Source organism: Trichocoleus desertorum AS-A10 (assembly GCF_039962155.1).
Classification (GTDB): Bacteria; Cyanobacteriota; Cyanobacteriia; order FACHB-46; family FACHB-46; genus Trichocoleus.
The window spans coordinates 650393-673166 of sequence record NZ_JAMPKN010000001.1 but is presented as its reverse complement, the minus strand read 5'-3'; the positions used below and the strand labels follow the sequence as shown (position 1 = coordinate 673166).

Below are 22774 nucleotides of genomic sequence, written 5' to 3'. Positions count from 1 at the left end.
TAAAAACTCCTAGAAAGACAAATTCCGACCGATCGGTCTGTAGAGTCGCAAAAAAATAACCCTTCGTTTAACCCACTAAATTGATGGTGGTTGTAAGCGATTGCAAAGGTAATCATTTAGATGCGCGATCGCTCGCTCCAAATGCACCGGATCGTCATAGAGCTTGCTCATCATTAGGGCTCCTTCCAAGGTAGAAATCATCACCGTTGCTACGGTATCCGCCTCAACCGTAGGCCGAATTTCACCCCTGGCAATTCCCCGCTCCACAGTGCGTCGAATCGAATTGCGTAAGGTATTCATCGCTGCTTGAGCGCGATCGCGCAATGCAGGATTGGCATCATCACTCTCGATCGCCGTATTGAGAATTGGGCAACCTCCCGCGATCGGCGGGTCTTCGATAAAACTGTAAAAGACACCCAAAATCGCTTGCAGCCGTTCTATAGCATGCTGCTTTGTCGCCAGAGCAATGCGAAACCGTTCTTGGCACCTCTGAAAAGCAAAGTCAAAAGCCTCTAAAGCTAGAGCCTGCTTACTCGTGAAATGGTTGTAAATCCCTCCTTTTTGTAACCCTGTCGCCTGCATGATGTCCGACATCGACGAACCCGCGTAGCCCTGCTGATTAAACAGAGTCGCCGCCTCTTGCAAAATCTTGGCTCTAGTTTCGTCAGCCTTAGCCATACAGCAGTCCTTAAAAAAGACCGATCGGTCTTTCTAAGAGTACAACAACCCCATCACTAATACAAATCAACCTAATACAACAAACATTGGTGCCCCTTTTGGAGGGAGTCTGAGGGACGCAACCGTCTCTCAGTGGGGCTTGGGGGCAAGCGCCCCCAAAGGCTCGGTTCTGCAAAATCTAACGGTATGCAGCACCAACCAAGCCAAAGACTCAACCTATTTAGCCACCTTGAGCTTCCTGCTGTTCCAGCTTCTCCTTCGAGTCACCCCAATAGGCGCTATAGGTCCACTCCTCGCTATTCCCCTTGTCCTCCATAGACCAGCGGTAAATAGCTGACTTTGGGTTCACCCCAATCTCCAAAAGTTTAGCGCCCATGTAATATTCCATCTGGCGCTTGGTCATATCCTTCCAAGCCTCACCTCTGTTCTTCTCCAAGGTCTTGGCCATGTGGGCTTGTGTATGCTTTGCCATCCTATTTAGGTGCCTCCGATTGAATTGAATTATTCTACGCGCTGCAACACTGTGACCTTTGGGTCAATAATTTTCTGGCCTAAACCCGGAAACTTAATGGCGAGGCAAATTTTGTCCCCTTTGCCAAAGATATGCGTAACTTGACCCACGCCGAAAGCTTTATGCACAATGCGATCGCCCACAGTCCAATCATCTTCATGGCTATTGGGCCGAGCGGAGCCGACAGCAACGCCTTCGCGTTTAGCCGCAGCAATTCCCTGAGTCATCCGTGTGGGGATGGCCGTAGCAACGTTGCTGGTAAGCAACTCTCTGGGCAACTCGGCTAGAAATAGCGAGGGACTAGCAGGTTCGCGTGAACCATAGAGGCGACGTTCCCGCGCGTGGCTAATGAACAACCGCTCTTGGGCCCGAGTGATGCCGACGTAGCAAAGCCGCCGTTCCTCTTCTAAAGCAGTCGGGTCTTCGAGCGATCGGAAGTTGGGGAACAAGCCTTGCTCTAAACCCACCAAAAACACCACTGGAAACTCCAATCCCTTCGAGGAGTGCAGCGTCATTAGGGAAACGCGGGCGTCATCTTCTTTTAGGTCATCCAGGTCAGAGGCGAGGGAGGCGTTGGCTAGGAAACCGGATAAGCTTTTGTCTTCGTTATCTTCCTCAAATTGCCGCACCGCGTTGTAAAGCTCTTGGACGTTTTGCACGCGATCGAGGGCTTCATCTGTGCCTTGGTTCTGCAGGTCTTGAATATAACCAGAGTCTTCGAGTACCCCTTGGACAATCTCTGTGGCAGGGATAGTTTCTAGTTTCTCCCGCCAAGTTTGGATAATACTGGCAAAGTTGAGGACGCCTTTTGCAGAGCGACCCGCCAAGGTTTTAACCGAAGTGTCGTCTTGCAAGATTTCCCAGAGCGGTACACCCAGTTGTTGCGCTGCATTGGTTAGCGAGTCGATCGTGGTTTTGCCCACACCACGCCGGGGGGTATTGATTACGCGCAGCAAACTAACGGTGTCAGCGGGATTGGCGATCGCTCTCAAGTACGCCAAGACATCTTTAATTTCTCTGCGATCGTAGAACTTGAGACCACCCACAACTTTATAGGGCACTCCCCAACGCACCAACGATTCCTCAAAGGCGCGGGATTGAGCATTGGTGCGGTACAAAATGGCAAAACAGCCCCAGTTGAGTTCGGGGTTCTGGCGTTCTAGGGTGCGGATTTGGTGAACCGCAAACTCGGCTTCAGCGGTTTCATCATCAGAGCGGTGACAGAAAATGGTTTCGCCACTACCGCGAGTCGGCTTCAGGACTTTGTCGATCCGCTCTGTGTTGTTCTCAATCAGTTCGTTCGCGGCTTGGAGAATATTTTCGGTGGAGCGGTAATTCTCCTCCAGCTTCACCATCGTCCGGGTGTCATCGTCGGGGAGGCGATCGCCAAAGTCATCCTGAAAGCCCATCAAGATTTTGAAGTCGGCTTTACGGAAAGAATAGATCGATTGATCCGCATCGCCCACGACAAAAATTGAGCGGTAATCCCAGCTCTTAAAGTCGCGTGACTCTGCGCCGTTCGTTACAAGTAATCGCACTAAATCGTACTGGGTGCGGTTGGTGTCTTGGTACTCATCGACCAAAATGTGACGAAACCGCTTGTGCCAGTAAGCTAGCACCTGCTCATTCTGCTTAAACAGTTGCACGGGCAGCAAAATCAGGTCGTCAAAGTCTAGGGCGTTGTTGGCGGCTAGGGCATCTTGATAGCAGCTATAGACATTAGCAATTACCCGACCTCTAAAGTTGGGCTGCTGTTGCTCCAATTCTTGTGGCGACAAGCCTTCGTTTTTGGCATTGCTAATGGCGTAGCGCACCGATCGCGGATCGAACTTTTTGTCATCTAAGTTCAACTTGTTTTGGACAATATCCTTGACCAAACTCTGTGCGTCCGATTCGTCAAAGATCGAGAAGTTCTTTGTCCACTGACGACCATTACTGTCTTGATACTTATCAATGTCGAACCGCAGAATTCGGCAACAGAGGGCGTGGAAGGTGCCAATCCACAATTCTTTGGTGATGCCTTTGTAGACACGCGATCGCAGTTGCTTTTGTTCGTAGGGCGCGAGCAAATGAAAAGGCTTACTAAATTCATCCAACGCTTGCCGCTCGGCAAACAAGCGCTCAATCCGTTCTTTCATCTCCTTGGCGGCTTTATTGGTAAAAGTCACCGCCAGGATGCTTTCTGGGTCTACTCGGTGGGTCAGCACCAAATTGGCAATCCGGTAGGTCAAGGCGCGGGTCTTGCCTGATCCTGCTCCCGCTACCACCAAAAGCGGCCCGCAGAAATGTTCTACGGCTTGTCTTTGAGAAGGGTTGAGATGGCCGAGAAAGTCAGTGGTGGCGGTCATAAAACTTAGGTGCGATCGCGAGCAGAAAACTAATTAAACTGGGTCAGGCAGCTTCAGAGCAAGCGTCATTTGTGTAGAGAGCAGGCTCCATTTCACATACTACAGGGTTGCTTGAAGATAGGGGCAGTGAGGTAAGGTGCGATCGCCGTCCTTCATCACTACGCCTATCCCCATTGCCAATTCTCGTTCTAGCCAGCCGCCAAAATTTCTGAGAGCGCTTGTTTCACCGTGGGGTATTGATATTGCAAGCCATCTGAGAGGGTGTGCTTTGGTAGGACCTGCTGACCTTCTAGGACGACCTTAGCGCCATCTCCCAGCAAAGCTTCCAAGGCAAAATCCGGGACTGGCAACCAGGAAGGGCGATTCAGCACCTCGCCTAATACATGGCAAAACTCAGCCATGCGGACTGGGTTAGGAGCAGTACCGTTATACACCCCTTGCATGTCGGTTTGGGTCAGTGCTTGCAGAATTAGGCTGACCAAGTCTTCGCGGTGAATCCAAGAGAACCATTGCCGCCCACTACCAATCGGCCCGCCTGCGAACAGCTTGAATGGAGGTAGCATTTTGGCTAGTGCACCTCCCATTCCTAAAACAATCCCAGTCCGCACAATCACCAAGCGGGTGCCGCTATCCTTAACTTTTTGGGCTTCCGCTTCCCAGGTTTGGCAAACTTGCGCCAAGAAATCTTTGCCAGCCGCACTGGTTTCGTCAAAGGTAGCAGTTTCACTCGTGCCGTAATAGCCCACTGCCGAAGCGTTGACTAATACGGTTGGTTTCGGGTTGGCTTGGTTGATCGCCGCCACGATGTTTTGGGTGCTAAGTTGGCGGCTGCTCAAAATTTCTTGTTTGCGAGATTCAGTCCATCTGCCGTCCGCGATCGCTTCTCCTGCCAAATTCACCACGCCATCGCAACCTGCCACTGCCTGCTGCCAAGCGCCCGGAGTAGTAGGAGTATAGGGAACAACTTCTACATTTGAGAAAACGGTGCGAGGAAACAACTGTTCGGCTCGCTCACGGCTACGGCTGAAAGCGACAATTTGATGGCCTTCCGCCTGTAAACGCTCGACTAGACGACTGCCGACAAAACCTGTGGCACCTGCGATCGCGACTTTCATACTCTCTTCCGTTACTTAAAAATGCCTTCAAAAACCTGGATTGAAGGAGACTGACCTGTTATGTAAAAAATCAAGGAAACTTAAAGCTCAGTATACAGAACAGAAGCTGGAGCCGTGGCTAAGGGCGCAACTGGCGATCGCACTCCGGGCCGTAGCAATTAGATCCAAGCCAAGATCTAATCAAGATCTAATAAAGTGAGAAAGCACCCCTACCCTGTGTTCTCGCTTTGCTAACTGAAGTCTTCAGCCTTGTTTCTCCACCCAGCTTTTGGGTCCAGTTAACTGTTGTCGGCATCTGGCTTAGTTGTGTCGTGCTCTTGGCAGAGTGGCTAGGTCGTTATACAGAGACTGACGCAGAGATTGTCCGAAAAGTCGTCCATATCGGCGTGGGCAATGTCATTTTGCTAGCTTGGTGGCTCCAGATTCCCGCCTGGATGGGCATTACGGCTTCTGTTTTGGCTAGCGCGATCGCCTTTACTTCCTATTACGTCCCGATTTTGGCCAGCATGAACAGCGTGGGTCGTAAAAGTTGGGGCACCTTTTTTTATGCTATTAGCATCGGGGTGTTGATTGCTTGGTTCTGGCCTATACACCAGCCTCAATACGCCGCTCTTGGCATCTTGGTGATGACTTGGGGAGATGGGCTAGCAGCTTTAATTGGTCGCCGTTTTGGTCGCCACCCCTACCAGCTTTGGGATATGCAAAAAAGTTGGGAAGGCTCACTGACGATGGCAGGCGTGAGCTATGTGGTCAGCAGTGCCATTTTGTTTGGAGTTCAAGGCAACACTTGGCAAACTTGGTGCATTCCTTTGGCCGTCGCCTTAGTTGCCGCTGGCTTAGAAGCTTTCTCCAAGTTCGGCATCGATAACTTAACAGTCCCCATTGTCAGTGGAGCGTTAAGTTTTTTATTAAGCAAAATTCTTTGACTGAGCTAATTATTTAGCTATATTTAGCCACTTTGATAATTGGCACTTCGAGTTGTTTGTTAAATTTCTATCAAAAACCAAGCACCTGTTTAATATTCCTTAAAAAGTCAAGCCTGAACCAGATTTAAGCGTAAAAACAGATACAGTTTTAATTTTTCAGTCAGCATAAACTATCAGTCTTTAGTTCTATGCCAAGCTAGATCTAGAGATTACAGTCATTAATCTAAAGTAAAAGCTAACGACTTCAGCTACTTCTGTTGACAGACTCTCGGATCAGTTAAACCGCTTCTGTCGATAGATTAAAGGCGATACATGAGGAGAGATGATTGTAGCGTTCCGCCTCAAGGAACGACATCATTTTATTTTCAATCGCCTTTTATCAATCACCTTATTGAAGTCAATGAATTTAGTTAGCCCAATTAACCTAGATTTTTTTAATTTTGATATCCCTTTATTGCGCTCTAAAGAATCTGCCTTTGCCATAGAGGACTTGCCTGGTTTATGGCGAATTCATTGGCAGGTAGGTGATAAAACCATCATTTCCACTTTTTATACACGCATCGATCAAGCGTGTCTGCTTTGGGGAGTCATTTCGATCGCCATCTTTGCAACGGCTCAATTTCTACCTATCAGTTGGAGTTTGCAAGCTATTTGGTGGTCCGCCTTAACGGTATTTGGCACTCTGGGTATGCATCTATTAACAGAACCCTGGAGCCGATTTGAGCATTTCAAGTGGGTGTTGCGCTGGTGGGCTTGGTTAATGCTCGGTGGTGTAGTAGTTACTGACCTCAGCATCTTTTGTGGCTGGGGTGATATGTTGTTGCAGCTTTGCCCCCTATGGCTAGGATTAAACGCAGTGGGTTATTTGGGGACAGGTTGGCGGATGCGATCGCGAGCCTTCATTGTAGTTGCGCTCATTCATTTGCTTGGCATCTTCATCCTGCCTTACTTTGCAGCTTGGCAATTTTTGCTGACTGGAGTTGTAATCGGGGTCAGTGCATTGCTAATAGCAGAACTACAGTGGGATTCCAACGGCAACTGCACTCAAGAAATCTTAGCGGACTAACTATTTTAGATAAGCTAATTAACTAAGTTAGCGATCGCAACAAAACAACCAACAAGTTTGATAAATTAAATCTAGATACTCATGATTAAACTCGGCGAAGAATAAGGAAATACTTCACCGAGTCAAAGATATTTACGAGTAAAACCACGAGCCAATTCAGACAACTAACAACAGTACTCAAGCAATTTAGGATTGCACTAACTAAGGTTGCATTTGGCCCCTCAGATAGTGCAGAACCGCTAAGCACCTGATTAACTACCAATCATGAGACCGACTGGATCTCACATCTCCTTCAAAAGGCTGGACACCTGTTGCAGGATACTCATCGTCAGTAGGGCTAAAGATCCGATTCACCGCACCAAAAATAAACTGAATTAAATCATTGAAGGCGGTACGTAATTTCATAAGGTTTCTCTCAAGATTAGTGAGTAGTGACTCGACCTAAACTAAGCTGTGTAACCTGATACCTTTATTATCTTCAACTCTTCGAGAACGAGTTGAAATTTGTATAATTCTTTAGCTTAATTGGAGCATCATTTACTCTTCTTGATACTGCTTTACCTTTAAACAGCTAGTGAGAACTTCTTTGGGTACAAGCCAGAGCGATCGCCCTGAGATTTTTGAGCTTTCCTATAGACAGAATTACTAATTCGTCAAACCTGGGCGCTAAGCGCAGTCCAAATTTTTATTATTTTTCAGCTAAGTCAACCACCTAGTTTTGTAAGAATCACTATAAATTTGACAGGTTAAATCTCTGGAACACTCCTAGTACAGATAGCCTGTCGGCTAGTAGGCAGGAGCTTTACCTCGCTGTTTGCAGACCGCTCCTATCATGCAATTTTGAAAAATCAGTGAAACCTTAGCCAAAGCTTTATCTAATTTTGGTAAGTTTGACTATAATTAGAACAAAGGCTCTGGAACAACAAGAATAGTCGTGTTAGAAGCACCTTGAATGCACTAACTGACACGCCAATTAGCAACTCATTGTGGAAAGGTGTTGAGAAAAATGGCTGAATTGCTGAGTTGAGGCAACCTAGAAGGTTGGTTGTAGAGTTGCTGCCTTGGCAAAAATCAAACGTGAGAATTTTGTTGGTCTAGGAGAAAATGTGACCCATTTAGAACTAACGCTACAGCCAGAAGATTATAGTTTGCTGACCGATCTTTACCAGCTCACTATGTCAGCTTGCTATGTCGGAGAAAGCATTGAGCAACGTCGGGCTAGTTTTGAGCTCACTGTGCGACGCTTGCCAGAAAATTTTGGCTATTTGGTGGCGATGGGTTTGGCGCAAGCATTGGAGTACTTAGAAAAGCTCAAATTTAGTCCAGCACAAATTGCAGCCTTACAAACCAGTGGAATTTTTAGCCACGCTCCCGATCGCTTCTGGACCTTGCTAGAAACTGCCCGCTTTACCGGAGATGTCTGGGCTGTTCCCGAAGGGACCGTTGTCTTCGCCAATGAACCACTTTTGAGGGTAGAAGCTCCCTTATGGCAAGCCCAAATTGTGGAAACCTATCTCTTAAATGTGCTGAATTACCAAACGCTCATCGCCACTCGCGCCGCTCGGATGCGAGATGCAGCGGGTCCACAAGCGGTGCTATTAGAATTTGGTACTCGTCGGGCTTTTAGCCCTCAGGCAGCACTCTGGGCGGCAAGAGCCGCTTTAGGTGCTGGGCTAGATGCTACTTCTAATGTGCTCGCGGCCCTCCAACTCGGTCGTCAACCCGCTGGGACGATGGCTCACTCCTTAGTCATGGCTTTGGCAACCCTCCAAGGAAGCGAAATGGAAGCGTTTACGGCCTTTCACCGCTACTTTCCGGGGGCTCCTTTATTAATTGACACTTACAACACGATCGCCGCTGCCGATCAACTTGCTCAGCAAGTCGAAGCTGGCACCCTGACGTTAGAAGGGGTACGGATTGACTCTGGAGATTTGGCTATACTTTCCCAACAAGTGCGATCGCGGCTTCCGGGCGTACCCATTTTTGCTAGCGGAGATCTAGATGAGTGGAAAATTGCAGAATTACGAGTCGCAGGTGCTTGCATTGATGGCTACGGTTTAGGCACCCGCTTAGTCACCGGAGAGCCTGTCAACGGAGTTTATAAGCTCGTCGAACTGGATGGCTTACCCGTTATGAAAGAGGCTAGCGGTAAGTTAACTTATCCTGGACGCAAGCAAATTTTTCGCTGCTTTGAACACGGACAAATCCACAGCGATCGCTTAGGGTTGATCACAGAAATGTCTAATCATGAACAACCGTTGTTACAACCCGTCTTTAAACAAGGGGAGCGCTTGCAGCCACTCGAATCCTTAGAGGCGATCGCAGAGCGCACCAGCGCCTCTGTAACAAGTTTATCCGCCGAGTTACGTCGCCTCCAGTGCCCATCACCCCCACCTCTAGAAATTTCCGCTCCCCTCCTAGAGCTAACGGATCAAACCCGCCACGCTCGACCGTAACGATTGGATTCTCTTCCCCAACTTGCCTGTTCTTACAGCTCACCTATCCCGTTGGCAACTTAACCTATGCCGAACATTGCGCTCTTTGGTACCAGTGCTGATCCACCCACCGCCGGACATCAAGCCATCTTGGGTTGGTTATCTCAACAGTTCGACTATGTAGCCGTTTGGGCTTCTAATAATCCTTTCAAATCTCATCAAACGCCTCTAGAGCATCGAAGCGCTATGCTCCAGCTCTTGATTCAAGATATTGAACCGCCACGACACAATATCAGCTTGCATCCAGAACTTAGCAGTTCTCGTGCTTTAATCACCGTTGAACAAGCGCAGCAGCAATGGCCTGATGCCCACCTCACCTTTACGATCGGTGCGGATTTAGTCGCCCAATTGCCCACTTGGTATCGAGTAGAAAACCTACTGCAACAAGTCAAGCTGTTGGTTATTCCTCGCCCAGGTTACCCTCTAAAGGATAATGATTTGGCGGAGTTGAGGCAGCTTGGTGCCAAAATTGCGATCGCTAATTTGACTGGACCTGCCATTTCTTCCACCGCCTATCGGGAAGCAGGCCACGCAGAAGCATTATCCCCGACCGTTGAAGCTTATATTCATCAAGAGCAATTGTACGCATGCCAGGAAACCGCCCCAAAAAGAGTGCAGATCCGGTAGCCCAACCAGCATTGGCGGACTTCAAAGTTGGAGTAGACAACGTCATTTTTTCAGTCGATACAGCTCAGAATCGGCTGCTAGCCTTATTAGTAATGCGCCAAGAGGAACCTTTCCTCGGCCAATGGTGTTTGCCAGGAACCTTAGTGCGGCAAGGAGAATCTTTAGAGGACGCTGCCTATCGAATTCTGGCCGAAAAAATTCGTGTCAGGAACCTTTACCTAGAACAGCTCTACACCTTTGGAGAACCAGGTCGCGATCCTAGAGAATCACCTGACAGTTATGGAGTGCGTTACCTCTCAGTCAGCTACTTTGCCCTAGTACGGTTTGAAGATGCTGAACTGATCGCTAATGGGGTGAGTGGCATTGCTTGGTATCCGCTCGAACAAGCACCCCAACTAGCCTTCGATCACAACCAAATTCTGAAATATGGATATCAACGACTGCGCAACAAATTGGAATACAGCCCAGTAGCTTTTGAGGTGCTACCAGACGTATTTACACTCAACGACCTCTATCAACTCTACACAACCGTGCTAGGAGAAAATTTTTCAGACTACTCCAATTTTCGCTCTCGTTTACTCAAGCTTGGCTTCCTCCATGACACTGGCATCAAAGTGTCACGGGGAGCAGGACGCCCTGCCAGCCTCTACCGCTTTGATGCCAATGCTTTTACTCCGTTCAAGGACAAGCCGCTGGTGTTCATTTAACTTTACATAATATTTACAAAGCCTTAAAGACTACGTAAAGCAATACCTAGAACGTATCTAATCACTGAAATAGATTGACTAACATATAGCGGAATAAACTAAATCTTATAAACCAATGAGGGTCAAAAGCTGGGAGGTTTCGATAATAAAAATATATTGTAAAAAATTTGAGGACGACTTTTAATGCAATAATAGTAACTTTAGTTATTAAAAACACTAAGTTTATTTGCTACTAGTTAGAAACCATTAGCAGGAAACAAACAAGAAACACTGAATGTCTCCCAATCAACTACTGATAAAGTACGCTCTCCGATACCCACTATGGAATGTCATCACCATAGTATTGGGTTTTTCTGGGGCCCTGTTTAATGGTGTCAGCACGACTCTAATTGTGCCCGTAGTCTTGAGTTTTCTAGGCCAAGACGTAGTTCTGCAAGGCGGACCACCCGTAATTCAAAAAATTATGGGCCTGTTCAGTGGCGCACCTGAACAATATCGTCTGATTTTAATGTTGGGAGCAATTCTATTTGCTATTGGTCTTAAGAATGTAATTGGATACATCAATTCTCTATCCTCAGGTCATTTAGCTAGATTGTTAGTGAATGATTTGAGGAAAGAAGGGCTAAGAATTCTCTTAGAAGTCGATCTGGATTTCTATAGCCAAATTAAGGTTGGAGACATTACTAACCGAATTGGTAACGAGGTTAGCCGAACTGCTCGCTCAGTTCAAATTATCTTTCAGCTTATTTCAACAACTACTACGATCTTAGTATTTGTTGGCATTCTATTATCAATATCTTGGGAGCTGACTTTAGCTTCCACGTTCCTGCTTTCACTAGTTATTTTAGTTAATCAATTTTGGATTCGCCGCTCCAAAGAGTTTGGTCGTACCTTAACTGAGATTGCCCGTATTTACACGAGTCGCCTCATAGATATCTTGACAGGGATTCGACTGATTAAAGCTGCTGGCAATGAAGAGAAAGAATACAAACAGTTAGAAGACTTGATTCTAGTCCGAGAGAAAGCCGAATTTCAATCTCAGGCTAACTCCTCAGCGATCGCACCCGTCAATGAAATGTCTGGTATCATCGCTGTTTTGACCATTCTATTTCTAGGTCGAACCTTCTTCTTTCAACAGTTAGAAGCAGTCTCCGCTGTATTACTAACCTACCTCTTTATCCTTTTTCGATTACTCCCCGTTGTTGGTCAATTAAACGGCGCTCGCAATGGATTTGCAAATGCTTCGGCGAGTGTTGAAAGTGTGAGTGATTTTCTGCGTCGTGACAACAAACCATTCATGAAGAATGGCTCGTTACTCTACAGCAAACTGGAGAAGGGGATTCGGTTTGAAAATGTATCATTTGGCTATCCAAGCCGCAGCAGCTTGGTACTCAAAAATGTAGATCTCTGGGTTCCCAGGGGAACTACCTTAGCCTTAGTAGGAGCCTCAGGTGCAGGCAAGTCAACGCTTGTCGATTTGCTACCTCGGTTCTACGATCCAACTGAAGGTCGCATTACACTGGACGACCAAGATTTGCGAGAGTTCAACCTTCGATCGCTCAGACAGTCAATGGGAATCGTCAGTCAGGACACCTTCTTATTTAACGATTCAGTTCGCAACAATATTGCCTACGGCAAAGCAGATGCCACTGACGAGGATGTCATTGAGGCGGCCAAGCGATCTAATGCTCACGAGTTTATTTTGCAGCTACCTCAAGGCTTTGATACGCCTCTTGGCGATCGCGGCATTTTGCTCTCTGGAGGCCAGCGCCAACGGCTCGCGATTGCTCGGGCTCTATTGCGTAACCCAGAAATCCTGGTGTTAGACGAAGCTACTAGTGCTTTAGATACAGTCTCCGAACGGCTGGTGCAACAGGCGATTGATGAATTAAGCCGCGATCGCACCACGATTGTTATTGCCCACCGCCTTTCTACTGTCCAAAAAGCCGATCAAATTGCAGTGATGGATAAAGGCTCTGTTGTAGAGCTGGGCTCCCATGAGGAACTGTTGAAGCAAGGTGGCTATTATGCGCGCCTATGCTTGATGCAGTTTTCGGAAGACACGCAAGAAGCGCTCAAACTCAGCAAACATACTGCTGTCTCTAAAACCTCTTACGAAATTCGCAGCCGCCTGAATTCCATGATTGGTTCTCTAAAGCTGGTTGTTGATGGAATGGCAGAAAACTCAGAAGAAGCGAGTGAACTGACTGAAGAGGCTTACTATTCAGCCGTTAAACTACTGCAAACCTTAGAGTCTCTTGAAGAAGAAGCTAAGGTGTAAGCCTGTAATAGCTAGAGGCTTCTGTGCACTATTACTAAATCATCCTGTTTTCCGATAAGAATAGCTTTTTGAGAGAGCAGGTCATTGTAGTTTTTTACGCCAATGACCTGTTCTTTTTTAGCTTCACTTCCTCATGCCTCATGAAGAAATCTGTAATGTACAAATACATCCTTGTATGGAATGCTGCTAATCTTGCGATCAAACAGCTTATCTGTAATCGGTAAGAGTGCATTCTTGAACGGAATTTTACTTTTTTGCCATTCACAGAGTTGACCAAAAAGCTCATTACTAACCCCCATATAATGCAAGTAGGTTAGTCTTTTGCCTTTGTCGTACAAAATATGTTGCTTTTCCTCAAAATGTTTGGAGGTAACACATACTCCTGTGCAATATTCTGAATCACCATCAAACGTTAGGTTGTAAGGCTTAAATAGCTTTTTTAAGGTCATATAATTAAGCAGACGTTGCTCACTCAGCTTGTCTCCAAAAATTCTAATTTCACTAGATGCCAAATCCTGAAGAAACACTTCTAGGTCAAGCTCTGTGATCGCACCTCGCTTCGCCCCCCAGAAACCACTACAGTGAAAGTAGCGTGAGAGGACATCTGTCGATCCATACGAATCTTGGAAAACTTCTATAAAACTATCAATTGTGTTTTTGTTGCTAGAAGTCTTTCTTTGAAAATCATGCACTATGAAATCGTAGTCATCCAGCTTTTGAAAGATGTGATTGAGGGGACGAAAAACTAACGTATCGCAATCAATAAAAATAAATTTGTCGAACTCCCCATCGAACGCACAATATTTTCTACTGTGTTGAACTTTTTGAGCTTTCTTTTTCTTACTTCCTAACTCGCTGGGATAGTCATAGTACAAGGCTTGTACTCTTGTCACAAATCTTTCCCACTTCTCAATAATTGCTTGATTCTCAAATAAAGAGACATTTTTTCTCTTGGCGATCTCTTTTTCAATCAAGTCGATATTGTTGTTATAAGGAATTACACAAATCGGTATGTCTCGACTGTAGTTAGCTTCAACACTATTAAGCAAAGCAACCAACTGATCGTAGACATTATTGTTTGCTACTACGTAAATACCTTGTTGCACAATTCAACCTCCCATTTAGAGTTGGCTCCTTAAAGGAGCATAGTAGCTTCCTTAAAATCAGAATGCCTGCTAAAGATAGAAATGATTTTGCTGTAACAGCTACACAGTTCTTCTATGAAAGCCAAGCCTTGAATTGTAAGTCGTAGTGCCCTGCTTGCTCTGGCGGGTACCAACCTGCTTCAATCTTTTCAATTAGCTGAGGTAGAGCTGCAATAAATTCTGGACCCCGATCCTTCGGGTGGACGGTCCAAGCCTTAGGAGAGTCAATGACAGCTCGCACATATTTGTCGTTCTCAATTCTCTTAGAAACCATAATTTCCCAGGAGTCTAGAGCATTTTTGCCAGTGAAATAATTGAGAGTTGTTTTAACGGTGTTGGGTAACTGGTTGAGAACTTGATTTCTGTACGATCGCCACAGAATAGGTAATGGTAGCAATTCCTCAAAACGCTTGACGTTAATTAAGTAAGCTCGGCTACTGAAGAATTTGAAGCGATAAAAACCATTGGGATCGCGCTCATAGGGCACCTGCTGATACAAGCTGCCATCCATTGTCGGTGGACCTGCTAGCGGGCGAATGGCCATAATCTCAGGATGTTTTTGTATCAGTTCCATGCCTTCCTCGATCCAGCTATAGCCCGGAGCTTGGTAAAGCATCATGTCACTATCAAAATGGAGGACGTAGTCAGTTTTAGCTTCCTCAATCTTGAATAGGGTACCTAGAATGGGATATCCCTTGTAATTATGGGTTTGGCGGATACGACGGCCAAAATGTTTGGCATACACTCGGTTATGGTAGGCTTCCGAGTAATCAATATCGGATACTGTATCAACTACCCCTGACTTGAGTAATTGATCACAATTGGCTCGGACCTCCTCCTGGCTACCAATTCCGGGGCGACCCACTTTATCACCGGAGAGGGGAGCCGTATCAATGGCGAGTAGGCGCTGAGTGAAAGGAAAGTTGCAAGTCCTGACTAAATGAGGAATGGTGTGCATCATGAAGGGAACATCAGTCCGCGCAGCCAGTATGGATAATGAGCAAGTAGGAGATGCCATTAATCTTTCCTTTCCTTAACTTACATGGAATTTGAGAACGACTAGAGCGGCGGATCTGCTAAAAGCCGTGCTTCTGTCCTTGATTTTAATAGGGGCGTATCCATCTGAGTTAGAAGCTGAAAGCCCAACCAACAGCCTAAAGGACACACTGCAAAGAAACTATAAAGTCGCTTAAGGTTTTTGAGAAGAATCCTTGAAAATACGGGTGATTCATCTTAGACAGTTTGCAATTTCAGGCTCTTGTTAGTAGGGTTTAGAGGACTCGTGCTCGTTAGCAACCAGAATTTTGATCTGTAGATTAACGGATTTCACCGTAAATCGCGGAAGATACATGAGTGCCCCTGCATTACAATCAAGCCAGCGTGAGTGGAGAGTTCGATGGTAGATGGTATCTATACCCTTGCTAACGACGTGGTGTATAACCAGTTAGTTGCTCTTTTAAACAGCATTGAAGCTAATGTTGGTAGCGAGATACCAGTTTGTATCATTGCTTATGATGAGCGAGTTGAGCGAGTGCGGGCAGAAATTGCCTCCAGAAAGAATGTCACGCTTCTAGAAGATCCTCATTTGTTTTCTCGGTGGGAAGACTTTTCAAGAAATATTTGGTCGGCTCATCCAACTGCGCTTCAAACTTGGCAAAAGCAGGGCATTTCAGGGGTATACCGTCTAGGAATGAATCGACGATATTGTGCTTTTGATCCAGAAGCACCTTTTGACAGATTCATCTACTTAGATGCTGATGTGCTAGTGATGAATTCTTTGCAAAACGTTTTTGGGGCTTTAGATACTCATAATTTTGTAGTTTACGATTTTCAGTATAAGAGCCCTGATCATATTTATAATTTGCGATCGCCTAAACTCAACGAAGTCTTTCCAGAATCTAGAATTCGCTCCGAAATTTTCTGTGCTGGAATGTATGCATCTAAACGAGGATTATTAGATCAAGATCAACGAGCTTGGTTAGTGTCTCAATTGCAAGCGGGCGAATCAGAGATTCTCTATATGTCTGCTCCTAACCAATCTGTATTGAATTATCTGGTGATGCGATCGCAGATTCCCGTTCACAACTTGGCATTGAATTTACCAAAAGACCAGATTTCTGGCAACGCAATCACCTCTAGCCACTTTGTCGACCAGAATCATGTTTTGTATGACAAGAACGCACAGCTAACTTATCTACATTACATTGGCTTGTCTTCTAAATTTTTCGACCGAGTTTGTAATGGAGAAAATATAGACTTTCCCTATCGTGATATTTTCTTGCATTATCGATATTTGCAGGAACCAGAAAATCAACCTCAATTTAGAGGCAAACCAAAGCTTTACAACGCGCCGCCGAGTTTGACAAAGCGGGTCATGAAGAAACTTGGACTAGCTCGTTGAGGAAAAAGTGATGAAGCGTGGCATTTACATCGTTGCGAACGACAAGGTTACGAGTCAAGCGATCGCCTTGCTCAATAGCATTCGACTGCATGATCCAGAGATACCGATTGTCATGATCCCCTACGACGATCAATATCAGGCAGTGGCAGCAAAGCTGAACAGCGACTATGGCGTCACGCTCTACGAGGATTTGCAATTCATCGATCGCTTGTCCAGCAAACTCCAACAAACCTTTGGGGAAAAGTTTTTTGCTAGACCCAATCAATTTCGCAAACAGGCTTGCTGGTTTGGACCTTTTGAGGAATTTCTGTATATCGATACCGATATTGTTGTTTTTGAGAAAATCAGTGACAACCTGAATTATTTAGCTAATTATGATTTCATCTGTTGTGATTATCAGCATGCGGGTGGAATCAAAAATGTTTTTTCTCAAAAAGTGATTGAAGACCAAGTCTTTAGTGAAACAGACCTAAAAGGCATGTTTAACGGAGGCTTTTGGGGCGCTAAAAAAGGCTTCTTTTCCGAGGAAGATCTATACAATAACTTTGCAGAGTGTGCTGCTCATCCGGAATATTTTGACTTTTCTCAGAAGACTTCCGATCAGCCCATTATTAACTACATGATCTTGAAGCGAGTGCAGCGTCGCCTCAATATTGTCCAGCAAGAGCCGAAAGGCCCTGGTAACTGGGCAGGTAGCCCTCACTTCATTGTTCAAGACCATCACCTGATCGACTCAAAAGTAAATCGACCCCTGCAATACTTACACTGGGCAGGAATTCGCATCCAACCCGGTTGTCCTTATTGGGAAATTTGGGAGCATTACCGCTATTTGCATGAGCCAAAGCCAGAGCAACCTGCACCTACTCCTCAAAAGTCTAATTTCTGGCGTAAGCTGACCAACAAAGTTAAAAAGCTAGCCGCAAGATAGAGCTAGAATTGGCTGGATAAAATGCCAGATAGAGTCTGGATATAGTTGAAAGTTAAGTCATTTGTTGAGACCCCCTAAAAAATATGGCTATTCATATTGTTACAGGAGCTGCTGGATTTATTGGCTCTCACTTAGCTGAGGCACTGCTTAACCAAGGACATGAGGTTATCGGTGTCGATCAGTTCAATGATTATTACGATCCTGCACTGAAGCGTAAAAATATTGTTTCCTTCGAGAGCCACCCTACTTTTCACTTGGTAGAAGGAGATATTCAAACTTTAGACTGGCCTGCCTTGCTGGATGGGGTAGATGTGGTTTATCACCAAGCGGCTCAGGCAGGGGTCCGAGCTAGTTGGGGCGAAGGTTTTCGCAGTTACACCGAGCGGAATATCAATGCCACGCAAGTTTTATTGGAAGCCGCAAAAGACGCTAAGCAACTGAAGCGGCTCGTTTTTGCCTCCACTTCATCTGTGTATGGCAACGCCGAAACTTTACCCACCTACGAATCGATTTGCCCGCAACCTGTTTCCCCTTATGGCATTACAAAGCTAGCGGCGGAGCGTTTGTGTTGGTTATATCATCAGAACTTTGAGGTGCCTGTCACCGCTTTGCGCTACTTCACGGTTTATGGCCCTCGCCAACGCCCGGATATGGCCTTTCACAAGTTCTTTAAGGCCGTTTTGGAAGACCAAGCGATTCCCGTCTACGGAGATGGCCAGCAAACCCGTGACTTCACGTTTGTCGCTGATGCGATCGCGGCTAACCTGGCAGCGGGCAGTGTGCCTGAAGCTATTGGTGAAGTCTTTAATATTGGTGGGGGCAGTCGTGTTGTGTTGGCCGAAGTCCTCGACACTATGGAGCGAGTGGTGGGCCAACCCATCAAACGCAATCACATTGGAGCGGCGATGGGAGATGCCCGCCATACCGCCGCTGATGTCTCTAAAGCCCAAAAACTGCTGGGCTATCAACCTCAAGTGTCCTTGGCAGAAGGCTTGGCGCGAGAATGGGAATGGATTAAAGCTTTATATGCCTAAGCTTCGACTCCGAATCCAGCTTTTTGCTGCTGATAGAGTTGCTTGAATAAGCTTTGTTGTTTGTTGTGGTCCACAATGGGGGCGGGATAGCCACAGCGATCGCGCTCTAGAGGCAAAATCTTGCCGCTAAGCAAATCTTCCGTATCAACACTTCTGAGTTCTGGAAGCCAATGGCGGATGTAGGCTGCATCCGGGTCAAATTTCTTGGCTTGGTTGGCAGGGTTAAAAATCCGCAGTGGTTTGGGGTCCATACCACTGGAAGCACTCCACTGCCAGCCGCCATTATTGGCTGAGAGATCGCCATCAAACAGCTTTTGCATGAAGTACTTCTCGCCTTCCTGCCAATTGATGATCAAGTCTTTGACTAAGAAGCTAGCCACAATCATGCGGCAACGGTTGTGCATCCAGCCTGTCTCGTTCATCTGCCGTATGGCTGCATCCACAATCGGGTAGCCAGTTCTGCCTTCACACCAAGCTTGCAAGTGGTCGTCGTTATTTTGCCAAGGAAAATCTTTGAGGGGTTGGCGATAAGGGCCATCAGCTAGTTCTGGGAAGAAGTACAAGACATGCTGGTAAAACTCGCGCCATGCCAGTTCTTGCCGCCAGGTTTGCACTCCGTCTCTGGCTTCGTCGCTGCGAACTTGCTCCATCACCTCTGTCGTGGCTGCCCACACATGGCGCACCCCCAGCACACCAAACTTTAGTGCGGCACTGAGTTGCGAAGTGCCGTCTTCAGAGGGGAAGTTGCGTTGCTCGGCGTAGTCAGACAAGGCGCGATCGCAAAATCCTTCTAGTCGCTCTTGAGCTGCTGTTTCCCCTGGCGTCAAAACCAGTTCATTCTCCCAGACAAAGCCTAAATCTTTAGCGGTGGGGAGTGCAATCGCACCTACCTGTTGAGCCGCTGCCTTTTCCTCTGGCGTTAGACCCACTGCCCCTTGGAAACGTTCTGCGGGTTCAGCCTTAAGGCGACTACTCCAATTTCTCCAGAAGGGTGTGTAGACCGTGTAAGGGTTGCCCGAACCCGAACGAATGTTCTCCGGCGCATGCAGAAGTTGGTCCCAGAAGTTGCTCGCTTTAATACCTTTTTCGTGCAGCGCTTCTAGAACGGCGCGATCGCGTTGGCGAGCGTAGGGTTCTATATCCCAATTCCAAAACACAGCCTGAACGTTCAGAGCTGCTGCCAAAGTAGGAATGCTGACACGGGGATCAGCTCGCAGAATCAATAATTCACTTCCCGCCTGGGCATAACTTGCTTGTAGTTCTCGCAAGCTCCCGATCATGTAGGTGACTCTGGCAGGCGCAACATCATTGCGCTCCAAAATAAGGGGGTCGAGGCAGAACACACCCACTACTTTGGGACTTTGCTGACGTGCTTGGGCCAACCCAATATTGTCTGTGATTCGCAAATCACGACGGTGCCAAAACAAAATAAGATCAGACATCCGGGCTTACTACAACTGCAAGGAAGTGTTTCAGTACTACTGTACTGAACTCTGTCAGATTTAGCCTAAGCTCTGACAATTTCTAGGCTAGAAAGGGGCGAGCTAAGAAGAAGCTAGAAATTGACTTAGCATCGACAGGTTGTCCCGCCAAAATTGCTTGCTCCAATTCCTCAGGAGTCATCAAGACCAGTTGAATGTCTTCATCGACATCTTGGGCGGGTGGCGTTTCTAACTTTTCTAAATCTTGGGCCAGAAAAGCGTAGATAATTTCATCCGAGTAGCCAGGAGCTAGAGAAAATTCTCCTAGCTTCCGCCAAGCACCAGCACGATAGCCAGTTTCTTCCTCAATTTCGCGCTGAATCGTTTCTGCTGGGTCTTCGTTAGGCTCGATGGTGCCCGCTGGAAACTCTAGAATTCGTCCCTTCAAGGCAAAACGGTATTGCCGTAACAAAATGAGTTTGCCGTCAGGGGTGACAGGTACAGCCAGTGCTCCACCGGGATGTCGCACACATTCCCAATCTCCTACCGCTCGGTTGGGTAGACGCAGGGTATTGACTTCAAAATTAAACTTGCGGCCTCGGTAGAAGAGGCGTTGCTTCAATAGCTGTGGGGGTTCGGAACCAAAACCCATAAGATACTCGACTCACAATCGGCGCACTCCTGAATAGTCTACCGCCTGAACCAAATCTGCGATCGCTTTTCTAGAAACTGGCTCTACCCAATCTGAGGCAATTTCGGCCAGAGGTACCAGCACAAAGGCCCGCTCGCTCATGCGGGGATGTGGCAGGGTGAGGGTGTCAGTCTTCAAAATTAAATCATCAAAAAATAACAAGTCGAGGTCAAGCGATCGTGGCCCCCACCGTTCCTGTCTAACTCGCCCAAATTGCTGTTCTATCTCTAATAAAGTCGCGAGTAATGTTTGCGGGGTCAGCGTGGTAGTGAGCAGGGCACAGCCATTGAGGAAATCGGGTTGAGGCGGGCCAACCGGAGCCGTGACATACCAGTGCGATCGCGCTTGTAGGGCAATTCCAGGTGTCTGGTCTAGTGCTACTAAAGCTGATTCTAAAGTTTGTTGCGAGTTCCCTAAATTGCTGCCCAAAGCGATCGCGGCACTGTGAATCAATGGATGCGTGCAGGAACTAGGGACATTTGATAGCGGCATCTCAACCTAATTTTGCAAGTAGTATCTATGGTTATCGAAAGAGGAAAGCAAGATACATAATGCTGGTAAAAAAGCTACGAAAATGGATTGGCAACGAGGTCAAATTCGTGACTCCAAGACGGTAATTCATCCCCTCTACGCCGTCCATATAACCTTACTCTTTCAATAGATTCAACTCCTAAGCTGGTCATACCCTTCTGAATCAGGGATACCATAGCCTGAACCTCTGGAACTTGCTCTGCCTCAACCATTACCTGCAAACAATCATTCTTCAAGTTTGCTTTAGCCGTAATTCCTTTAGGTTTGAGAGAGCGATTCATTAAAGCAGCGATCGCTTGTGGATCACCTTTCTTGGCCAATTCTAAAATGTTTTGCTGAGGCGGTGATATTGTTGCTTGCTTCTGTTGATGAATTCCTAGGCTTTCAAGAGAAGGTATATCTTCCGGCTGTATTGTGGCTAATAGAGCATCTGTAATTGAAGGTATTCGAGCAATTCTATTAGCTTGTTTTTCTAGAACTTTCTCAAAAATATTTCTCACTAACCTTCCATTTCCAAACATTCTGTCTCTATTCGTGTATAGAATATTGAACGTATTTTTTAAGCTTTCTCTAGCTGCATTAGTTAACTGAAGGTGACTATTAAAGCAACGTTGCTCAAACATTGCCAATAGTTCATCAGGAGTATAATTTTGAAAATAAAAATATCGGTTAAATCTTGACTTAAGTCCAGGGTTCGATTCTATAAACCTAGTCATTTCATCAGGATAGCCAGCAACCACTACTACCAGCCTGTCTCTATAATCCTCCATATATTTAAGCAGTGTATCTATAGCTTCCTGACCAAAGTCATTAGTTCCTTCATGTGGTTTTAGGGTGTAAGCTTCATCAATAAAAAGCACACCATCTAAAGCCGAATCTACTAATTCTTTAACTTTCAGCGCGGTATGTCCAATATATCCAGCGACTAACCCTGCTCTATCAGTTTCTACAAGATGTCCTTTATCTAGTAAACCTAAGCTTTTGTAAACTTTGCCAAGTAATCGTGCAACTGTAGTCTTTCCAGTTCCCGGTGGCCCGCAAAAGACAGCGTGGAGTGATAAAGGCGTTTTTATCATTCCTCTTTCCAGCCGAACCTTTTGAATCTTAAGGAAGTTGGCTAAGCTTTCTACCTCATCTTTCACGTTTTGCATGCCAATGAGTTCGCTAAGGTGGCTCAATACCTCATCTAAACTTTCTTCCTCAAATTCAGGAGTAAGACTGACTTCCTCTTCTTGAATTTCAATATCCTCTTCTTTATTTAATAAGTACCAAACTAACTTTAATGACTCTATTTCTTTTGATGAAACTGTTCCATCTGCTTTGACGATAACTTGAGCAAACCTGTACATGGCATTAACGAACGGATCAAAAAAATCAGTTCCATTATTTTTGTCAATACTTCTGATTACAGAGGGTATATAAAATTCATAAGCATTATTTTCAGCTACTCTCTCAAATAAATCTAAAACTGTTTTTTTGTAAACATCTCTTACCTCTTTTGAAGAATCCCACCAATATAGTTCAGATAAAATGTCTTGGCTTTTTCTCACCAGCCCTAACATTAGTGAATAGACATACAGTTCTTTATGGTCGAATTCACCATCACTAAACCCACAAATTATGCCTATTTTGGCCAAGTCCACTACTAAAAGATTCTCAAAATCATTCCCTGTTAGCTCAAGTAACGGAGAAAAAGCGTTATATACAACATTGACCTCTTGCGAAAGCTCATTAGTATTCACAGCATTTCTCTTCTTGGTATAGGGGTTAACAAGCAGGTGACATTTCTGGCCATGCTAACTCAAGATTTAGCTAGCAATAGTAAAGCCCCTTCTGCTAAGTGAGAAGAGGCTATTAAGATTATTTTTC

20 protein-coding genes are annotated in these 22774 nt (G+C 46.0%); 9 read left to right on the top strand and 11 right to left on the bottom strand.

Annotation, left to right across the window (positions count from 1 at the left end):
• Window positions 1–75: 75 nt before the first annotated feature.
• The 4 genes from NDA01_RS03065 to thyD all read right to left on the bottom strand — a co-directional run bounded on the left by NDA01_RS03065 (window position 76) and on the right by thyD (window position 4652).
• Complete coding sequence (locus tag NDA01_RS03065; RefSeq protein WP_348226817.1) at window positions 76–678, bottom strand: TetR/AcrR family transcriptional regulator; 603 nt, start codon at window positions 676–678, stop codon at window positions 76–78.
• A 220-nt stretch (window positions 679–898) separates the two neighbouring features.
• Window positions 899–1150, bottom strand: coding sequence for a hypothetical protein (locus tag NDA01_RS03060; RefSeq protein WP_348226816.1), 252 nt, complete (start codon window positions 1148–1150; stop codon window positions 899–901).
• A gap of 29 nt (window positions 1151–1179) precedes the next feature.
• Entirely contained in the window at window positions 1180–3537 is a 2358-nt protein-coding gene (pcrA, locus tag NDA01_RS03055) for a DNA helicase PcrA (RefSeq protein WP_348226815.1), read from the bottom strand.
• A 188-nt stretch (window positions 3538–3725) separates the two neighbouring features.
• The gene (gene thyD, locus NDA01_RS03050) at window positions 3726–4652 is read right to left on the bottom strand and encodes a thylakoid membrane protein ThyD (protein ID WP_348226814.1); all 927 of its coding nucleotides are present in this window, start codon (window positions 4650–4652) and stop codon (window positions 3726–3728) included.
• A gap of 227 nt (window positions 4653–4879) precedes the next feature.
• Between thyD and NDA01_RS03045 the strand changes: the two genes are divergently transcribed.
• Together NDA01_RS03045 and NDA01_RS03040 are read left to right on the top strand one after the other, a co-directional pair.
• On the top strand, window positions 4880–5578 hold the full coding sequence (locus NDA01_RS03045; protein ID WP_348226813.1) for a diacylglycerol/polyprenol kinase family protein: 699 nt from the start codon (window positions 4880–4882) through the stop codon (window positions 5576–5578).
• 322 nt (window positions 5579–5900) lie between these two features.
• The gene (locus tag NDA01_RS03040; RefSeq protein ID WP_348226812.1) at window positions 5901–6644 is read left to right on the top strand and encodes a hypothetical protein; all 744 of its coding nucleotides are present in this window, start codon (window positions 5901–5903) and stop codon (window positions 6642–6644) included.
• 255 nt (window positions 6645–6899) lie between these two features.
• Here NDA01_RS03040 and NDA01_RS03035 read toward each other — a convergent pair whose 3' ends face one another.
• Window positions 6900–7049, bottom strand: coding sequence for a hypothetical protein (locus NDA01_RS03035; protein ID WP_348226811.1), 150 nt, complete (start codon window positions 7047–7049; stop codon window positions 6900–6902).
• Between the two features lie 656 nt (window positions 7050–7705).
• Between NDA01_RS03035 and NDA01_RS03030 the strand changes: the two genes are divergently transcribed.
• The 4 genes from NDA01_RS03030 (at window position 7706) to NDA01_RS03015 (ending at window position 12754) form a co-directional block, all read left to right on the top strand.
• Window positions 7706–9100 (top strand): nicotinate phosphoribosyltransferase, encoded by a 1395-nt coding sequence (locus NDA01_RS03030; RefSeq protein ID WP_431193300.1) that lies wholly within the window; start codon window positions 7706–7708, stop codon window positions 9098–9100.
• Window positions 9101–9166: 66 nt separating this feature from the next.
• Window positions 9167–9766, top strand: a complete 600-nt coding sequence (locus tag NDA01_RS03025) for a nicotinate-nucleotide adenylyltransferase (protein WP_348226810.1) — start codon at window positions 9167–9169, stop codon at window positions 9764–9766.
• Entirely contained in the window at window positions 9727–10473 is a 747-nt protein-coding gene (locus tag NDA01_RS03020) for an NUDIX hydrolase (RefSeq protein ID WP_190554950.1), read from the top strand. Before NDA01_RS03025 ends, NDA01_RS03020 begins: the two co-directional genes overlap by 40 nt.
• Before the next feature lie 343 nt (window positions 10474–10816).
• Window positions 10817–12754 carry an ABC transporter ATP-binding protein gene (locus NDA01_RS03015; RefSeq protein ID WP_348226809.1) on the top strand — a complete coding sequence of 646 codons (1938 nt, stop codon included), beginning with the start codon at window positions 10817–10819 and terminating at the stop codon, window positions 12752–12754.
• A gap of 131 nt (window positions 12755–12885) precedes the next feature.
• Here the strand turns inward: NDA01_RS03015 and NDA01_RS03010 are convergent, their stop codons facing one another.
• Complete coding sequence (locus NDA01_RS03010; RefSeq protein WP_348226808.1) at window positions 12886–13860, bottom strand: Npun_R2821/Npun_R2822 family protein; 975 nt, start codon at window positions 13858–13860, stop codon at window positions 12886–12888.
• A gap of 112 nt (window positions 13861–13972) precedes the next feature.
• Window positions 13973–14917 carry a hypothetical protein gene (locus NDA01_RS03005; protein WP_348226807.1) on the bottom strand — a complete coding sequence of 315 codons (945 nt, stop codon included), beginning with the start codon at window positions 14915–14917 and terminating at the stop codon, window positions 13973–13975.
• Window positions 14918–15295: 378 nt separating this feature from the next.
• Here NDA01_RS03005 and NDA01_RS03000 point away from each other — a divergent pair, with 378 nt between their 5' ends.
• The 3 genes from NDA01_RS03000 (at window position 15296) to NDA01_RS02990 (ending at window position 18262) form a co-directional block, all read left to right on the top strand.
• A complete protein-coding gene (locus NDA01_RS03000) occupies window positions 15296–16300 on the top strand; it encodes an Npun_R2821/Npun_R2822 family protein (protein WP_348226806.1) in 1005 nt (334 codons plus the stop codon).
• Between the two features lie 10 nt (window positions 16301–16310).
• Window positions 16311–17228 (top strand): Npun_R2821/Npun_R2822 family protein, encoded by a 918-nt coding sequence (locus tag NDA01_RS02995; protein ID WP_348226805.1) that lies wholly within the window; start codon window positions 16311–16313, stop codon window positions 17226–17228.
• Window positions 17229–17311: 83 nt separating this feature from the next.
• Window positions 17312–18262: an NAD-dependent epimerase/dehydratase family protein gene (locus tag NDA01_RS02990; protein ID WP_348226804.1), complete on the top strand. Its 951-nt coding sequence runs from the start codon at window positions 17312–17314 to the stop codon at window positions 18260–18262.
• On the opposite strand, the gene NDA01_RS02985 is transcribed toward NDA01_RS02990, so the two are convergent.
• The 4 genes from NDA01_RS02985 to NDA01_RS31825 form a co-directional block, all read right to left on the bottom strand.
• Window positions 18259–19704: an FAD-binding domain-containing protein gene (locus NDA01_RS02985; protein WP_348226803.1), complete on the bottom strand. Its 1446-nt coding sequence runs from the start codon at window positions 19702–19704 to the stop codon at window positions 18259–18261. The genes NDA01_RS02990 and NDA01_RS02985 overlap by 4 nt on opposite strands.
• A gap of 82 nt (window positions 19705–19786) precedes the next feature.
• The gene (locus tag NDA01_RS02980; RefSeq protein ID WP_348226802.1) at window positions 19787–20335 is read right to left on the bottom strand and encodes an NUDIX hydrolase; all 549 of its coding nucleotides are present in this window, start codon (window positions 20333–20335) and stop codon (window positions 19787–19789) included.
• A 12-nt stretch (window positions 20336–20347) separates the two neighbouring features.
• Window positions 20348–20866, bottom strand: coding sequence for a 2-amino-4-hydroxy-6-hydroxymethyldihydropteridine diphosphokinase (gene folK / locus NDA01_RS02975; protein WP_348226801.1), 519 nt, complete (start codon window positions 20864–20866; stop codon window positions 20348–20350).
• Window positions 20867–20940: 74 nt separating this feature from the next.
• Entirely contained in the window at window positions 20941–22647 is a 1707-nt protein-coding gene (locus tag NDA01_RS31825; RefSeq protein WP_431193299.1) for an AAA family ATPase, read from the bottom strand.
• Between the last annotated feature and the right edge of the window lie 127 nt (window positions 22648–22774).

Excerpts from the sequence above, each read along its gene's own strand:
- NDA01_RS03065 (WP_348226817.1), bottom strand. The coding sequence starts at position 678 with ATGGCTAAGGCTGACGAAACTAGAGCCAAGATTTTGCAAGAGGCGGCG.
- NDA01_RS03060 (WP_348226816.1), bottom strand. The coding sequence starts at position 1,150 with ATGGCAAAGCATACACAAGCCCACATGGCCAAGACCTTGGAGAAGAAC.
- pcrA (WP_348226815.1), bottom strand. The coding sequence starts at position 3,537 with ATGACCGCCACCACTGACTTTCTCGGCCATCTCAACCCTTCTCAAAGA.
- thyD (WP_348226814.1), bottom strand. The coding sequence starts at position 4,652 with ATGAAAGTCGCGATCGCAGGTGCCACAGGTTTTGTCGGCAGTCGTCTA.
- NDA01_RS03040 (WP_348226812.1), top strand. The coding sequence starts at position 5,901 with ATGATTGTAGCGTTCCGCCTCAAGGAACGACATCATTTTATTTTCAAT.
- NDA01_RS03035 (WP_348226811.1), bottom strand. The coding sequence starts at position 7,049 with ATGAAATTACGTACCGCCTTCAATGATTTAATTCAGTTTATTTTTGGT.
- NDA01_RS03025 (WP_348226810.1), top strand. The coding sequence starts at position 9,167 with ATGCCGAACATTGCGCTCTTTGGTACCAGTGCTGATCCACCCACCGCC.
- NDA01_RS03020 (WP_190554950.1), top strand. The coding sequence starts at position 9,727 with ATGCCAGGAAACCGCCCCAAAAAGAGTGCAGATCCGGTAGCCCAACCA.
- NDA01_RS03005 (WP_348226807.1), bottom strand. The coding sequence starts at position 14,917 with ATGGCATCTCCTACTTGCTCATTATCCATACTGGCTGCGCGGACTGAT.
- NDA01_RS03000 (WP_348226806.1), top strand. The coding sequence starts at position 15,296 with ATGGTAGATGGTATCTATACCCTTGCTAACGACGTGGTGTATAACCAG.
- NDA01_RS02995 (WP_348226805.1), top strand. The coding sequence starts at position 16,311 with ATGAAGCGTGGCATTTACATCGTTGCGAACGACAAGGTTACGAGTCAA.
- NDA01_RS02990 (WP_348226804.1), top strand. The coding sequence starts at position 17,312 with ATGGCTATTCATATTGTTACAGGAGCTGCTGGATTTATTGGCTCTCAC.
- NDA01_RS02985 (WP_348226803.1), bottom strand. The coding sequence starts at position 19,704 with ATGTCTGATCTTATTTTGTTTTGGCACCGTCGTGATTTGCGAATCACA.
- NDA01_RS02980 (WP_348226802.1), bottom strand. The coding sequence starts at position 20,335 with ATGGGTTTTGGTTCCGAACCCCCACAGCTATTGAAGCAACGCCTCTTC.
- folK (WP_348226801.1), bottom strand. The coding sequence starts at position 20,866 with ATGCCGCTATCAAATGTCCCTAGTTCCTGCACGCATCCATTGATTCAC.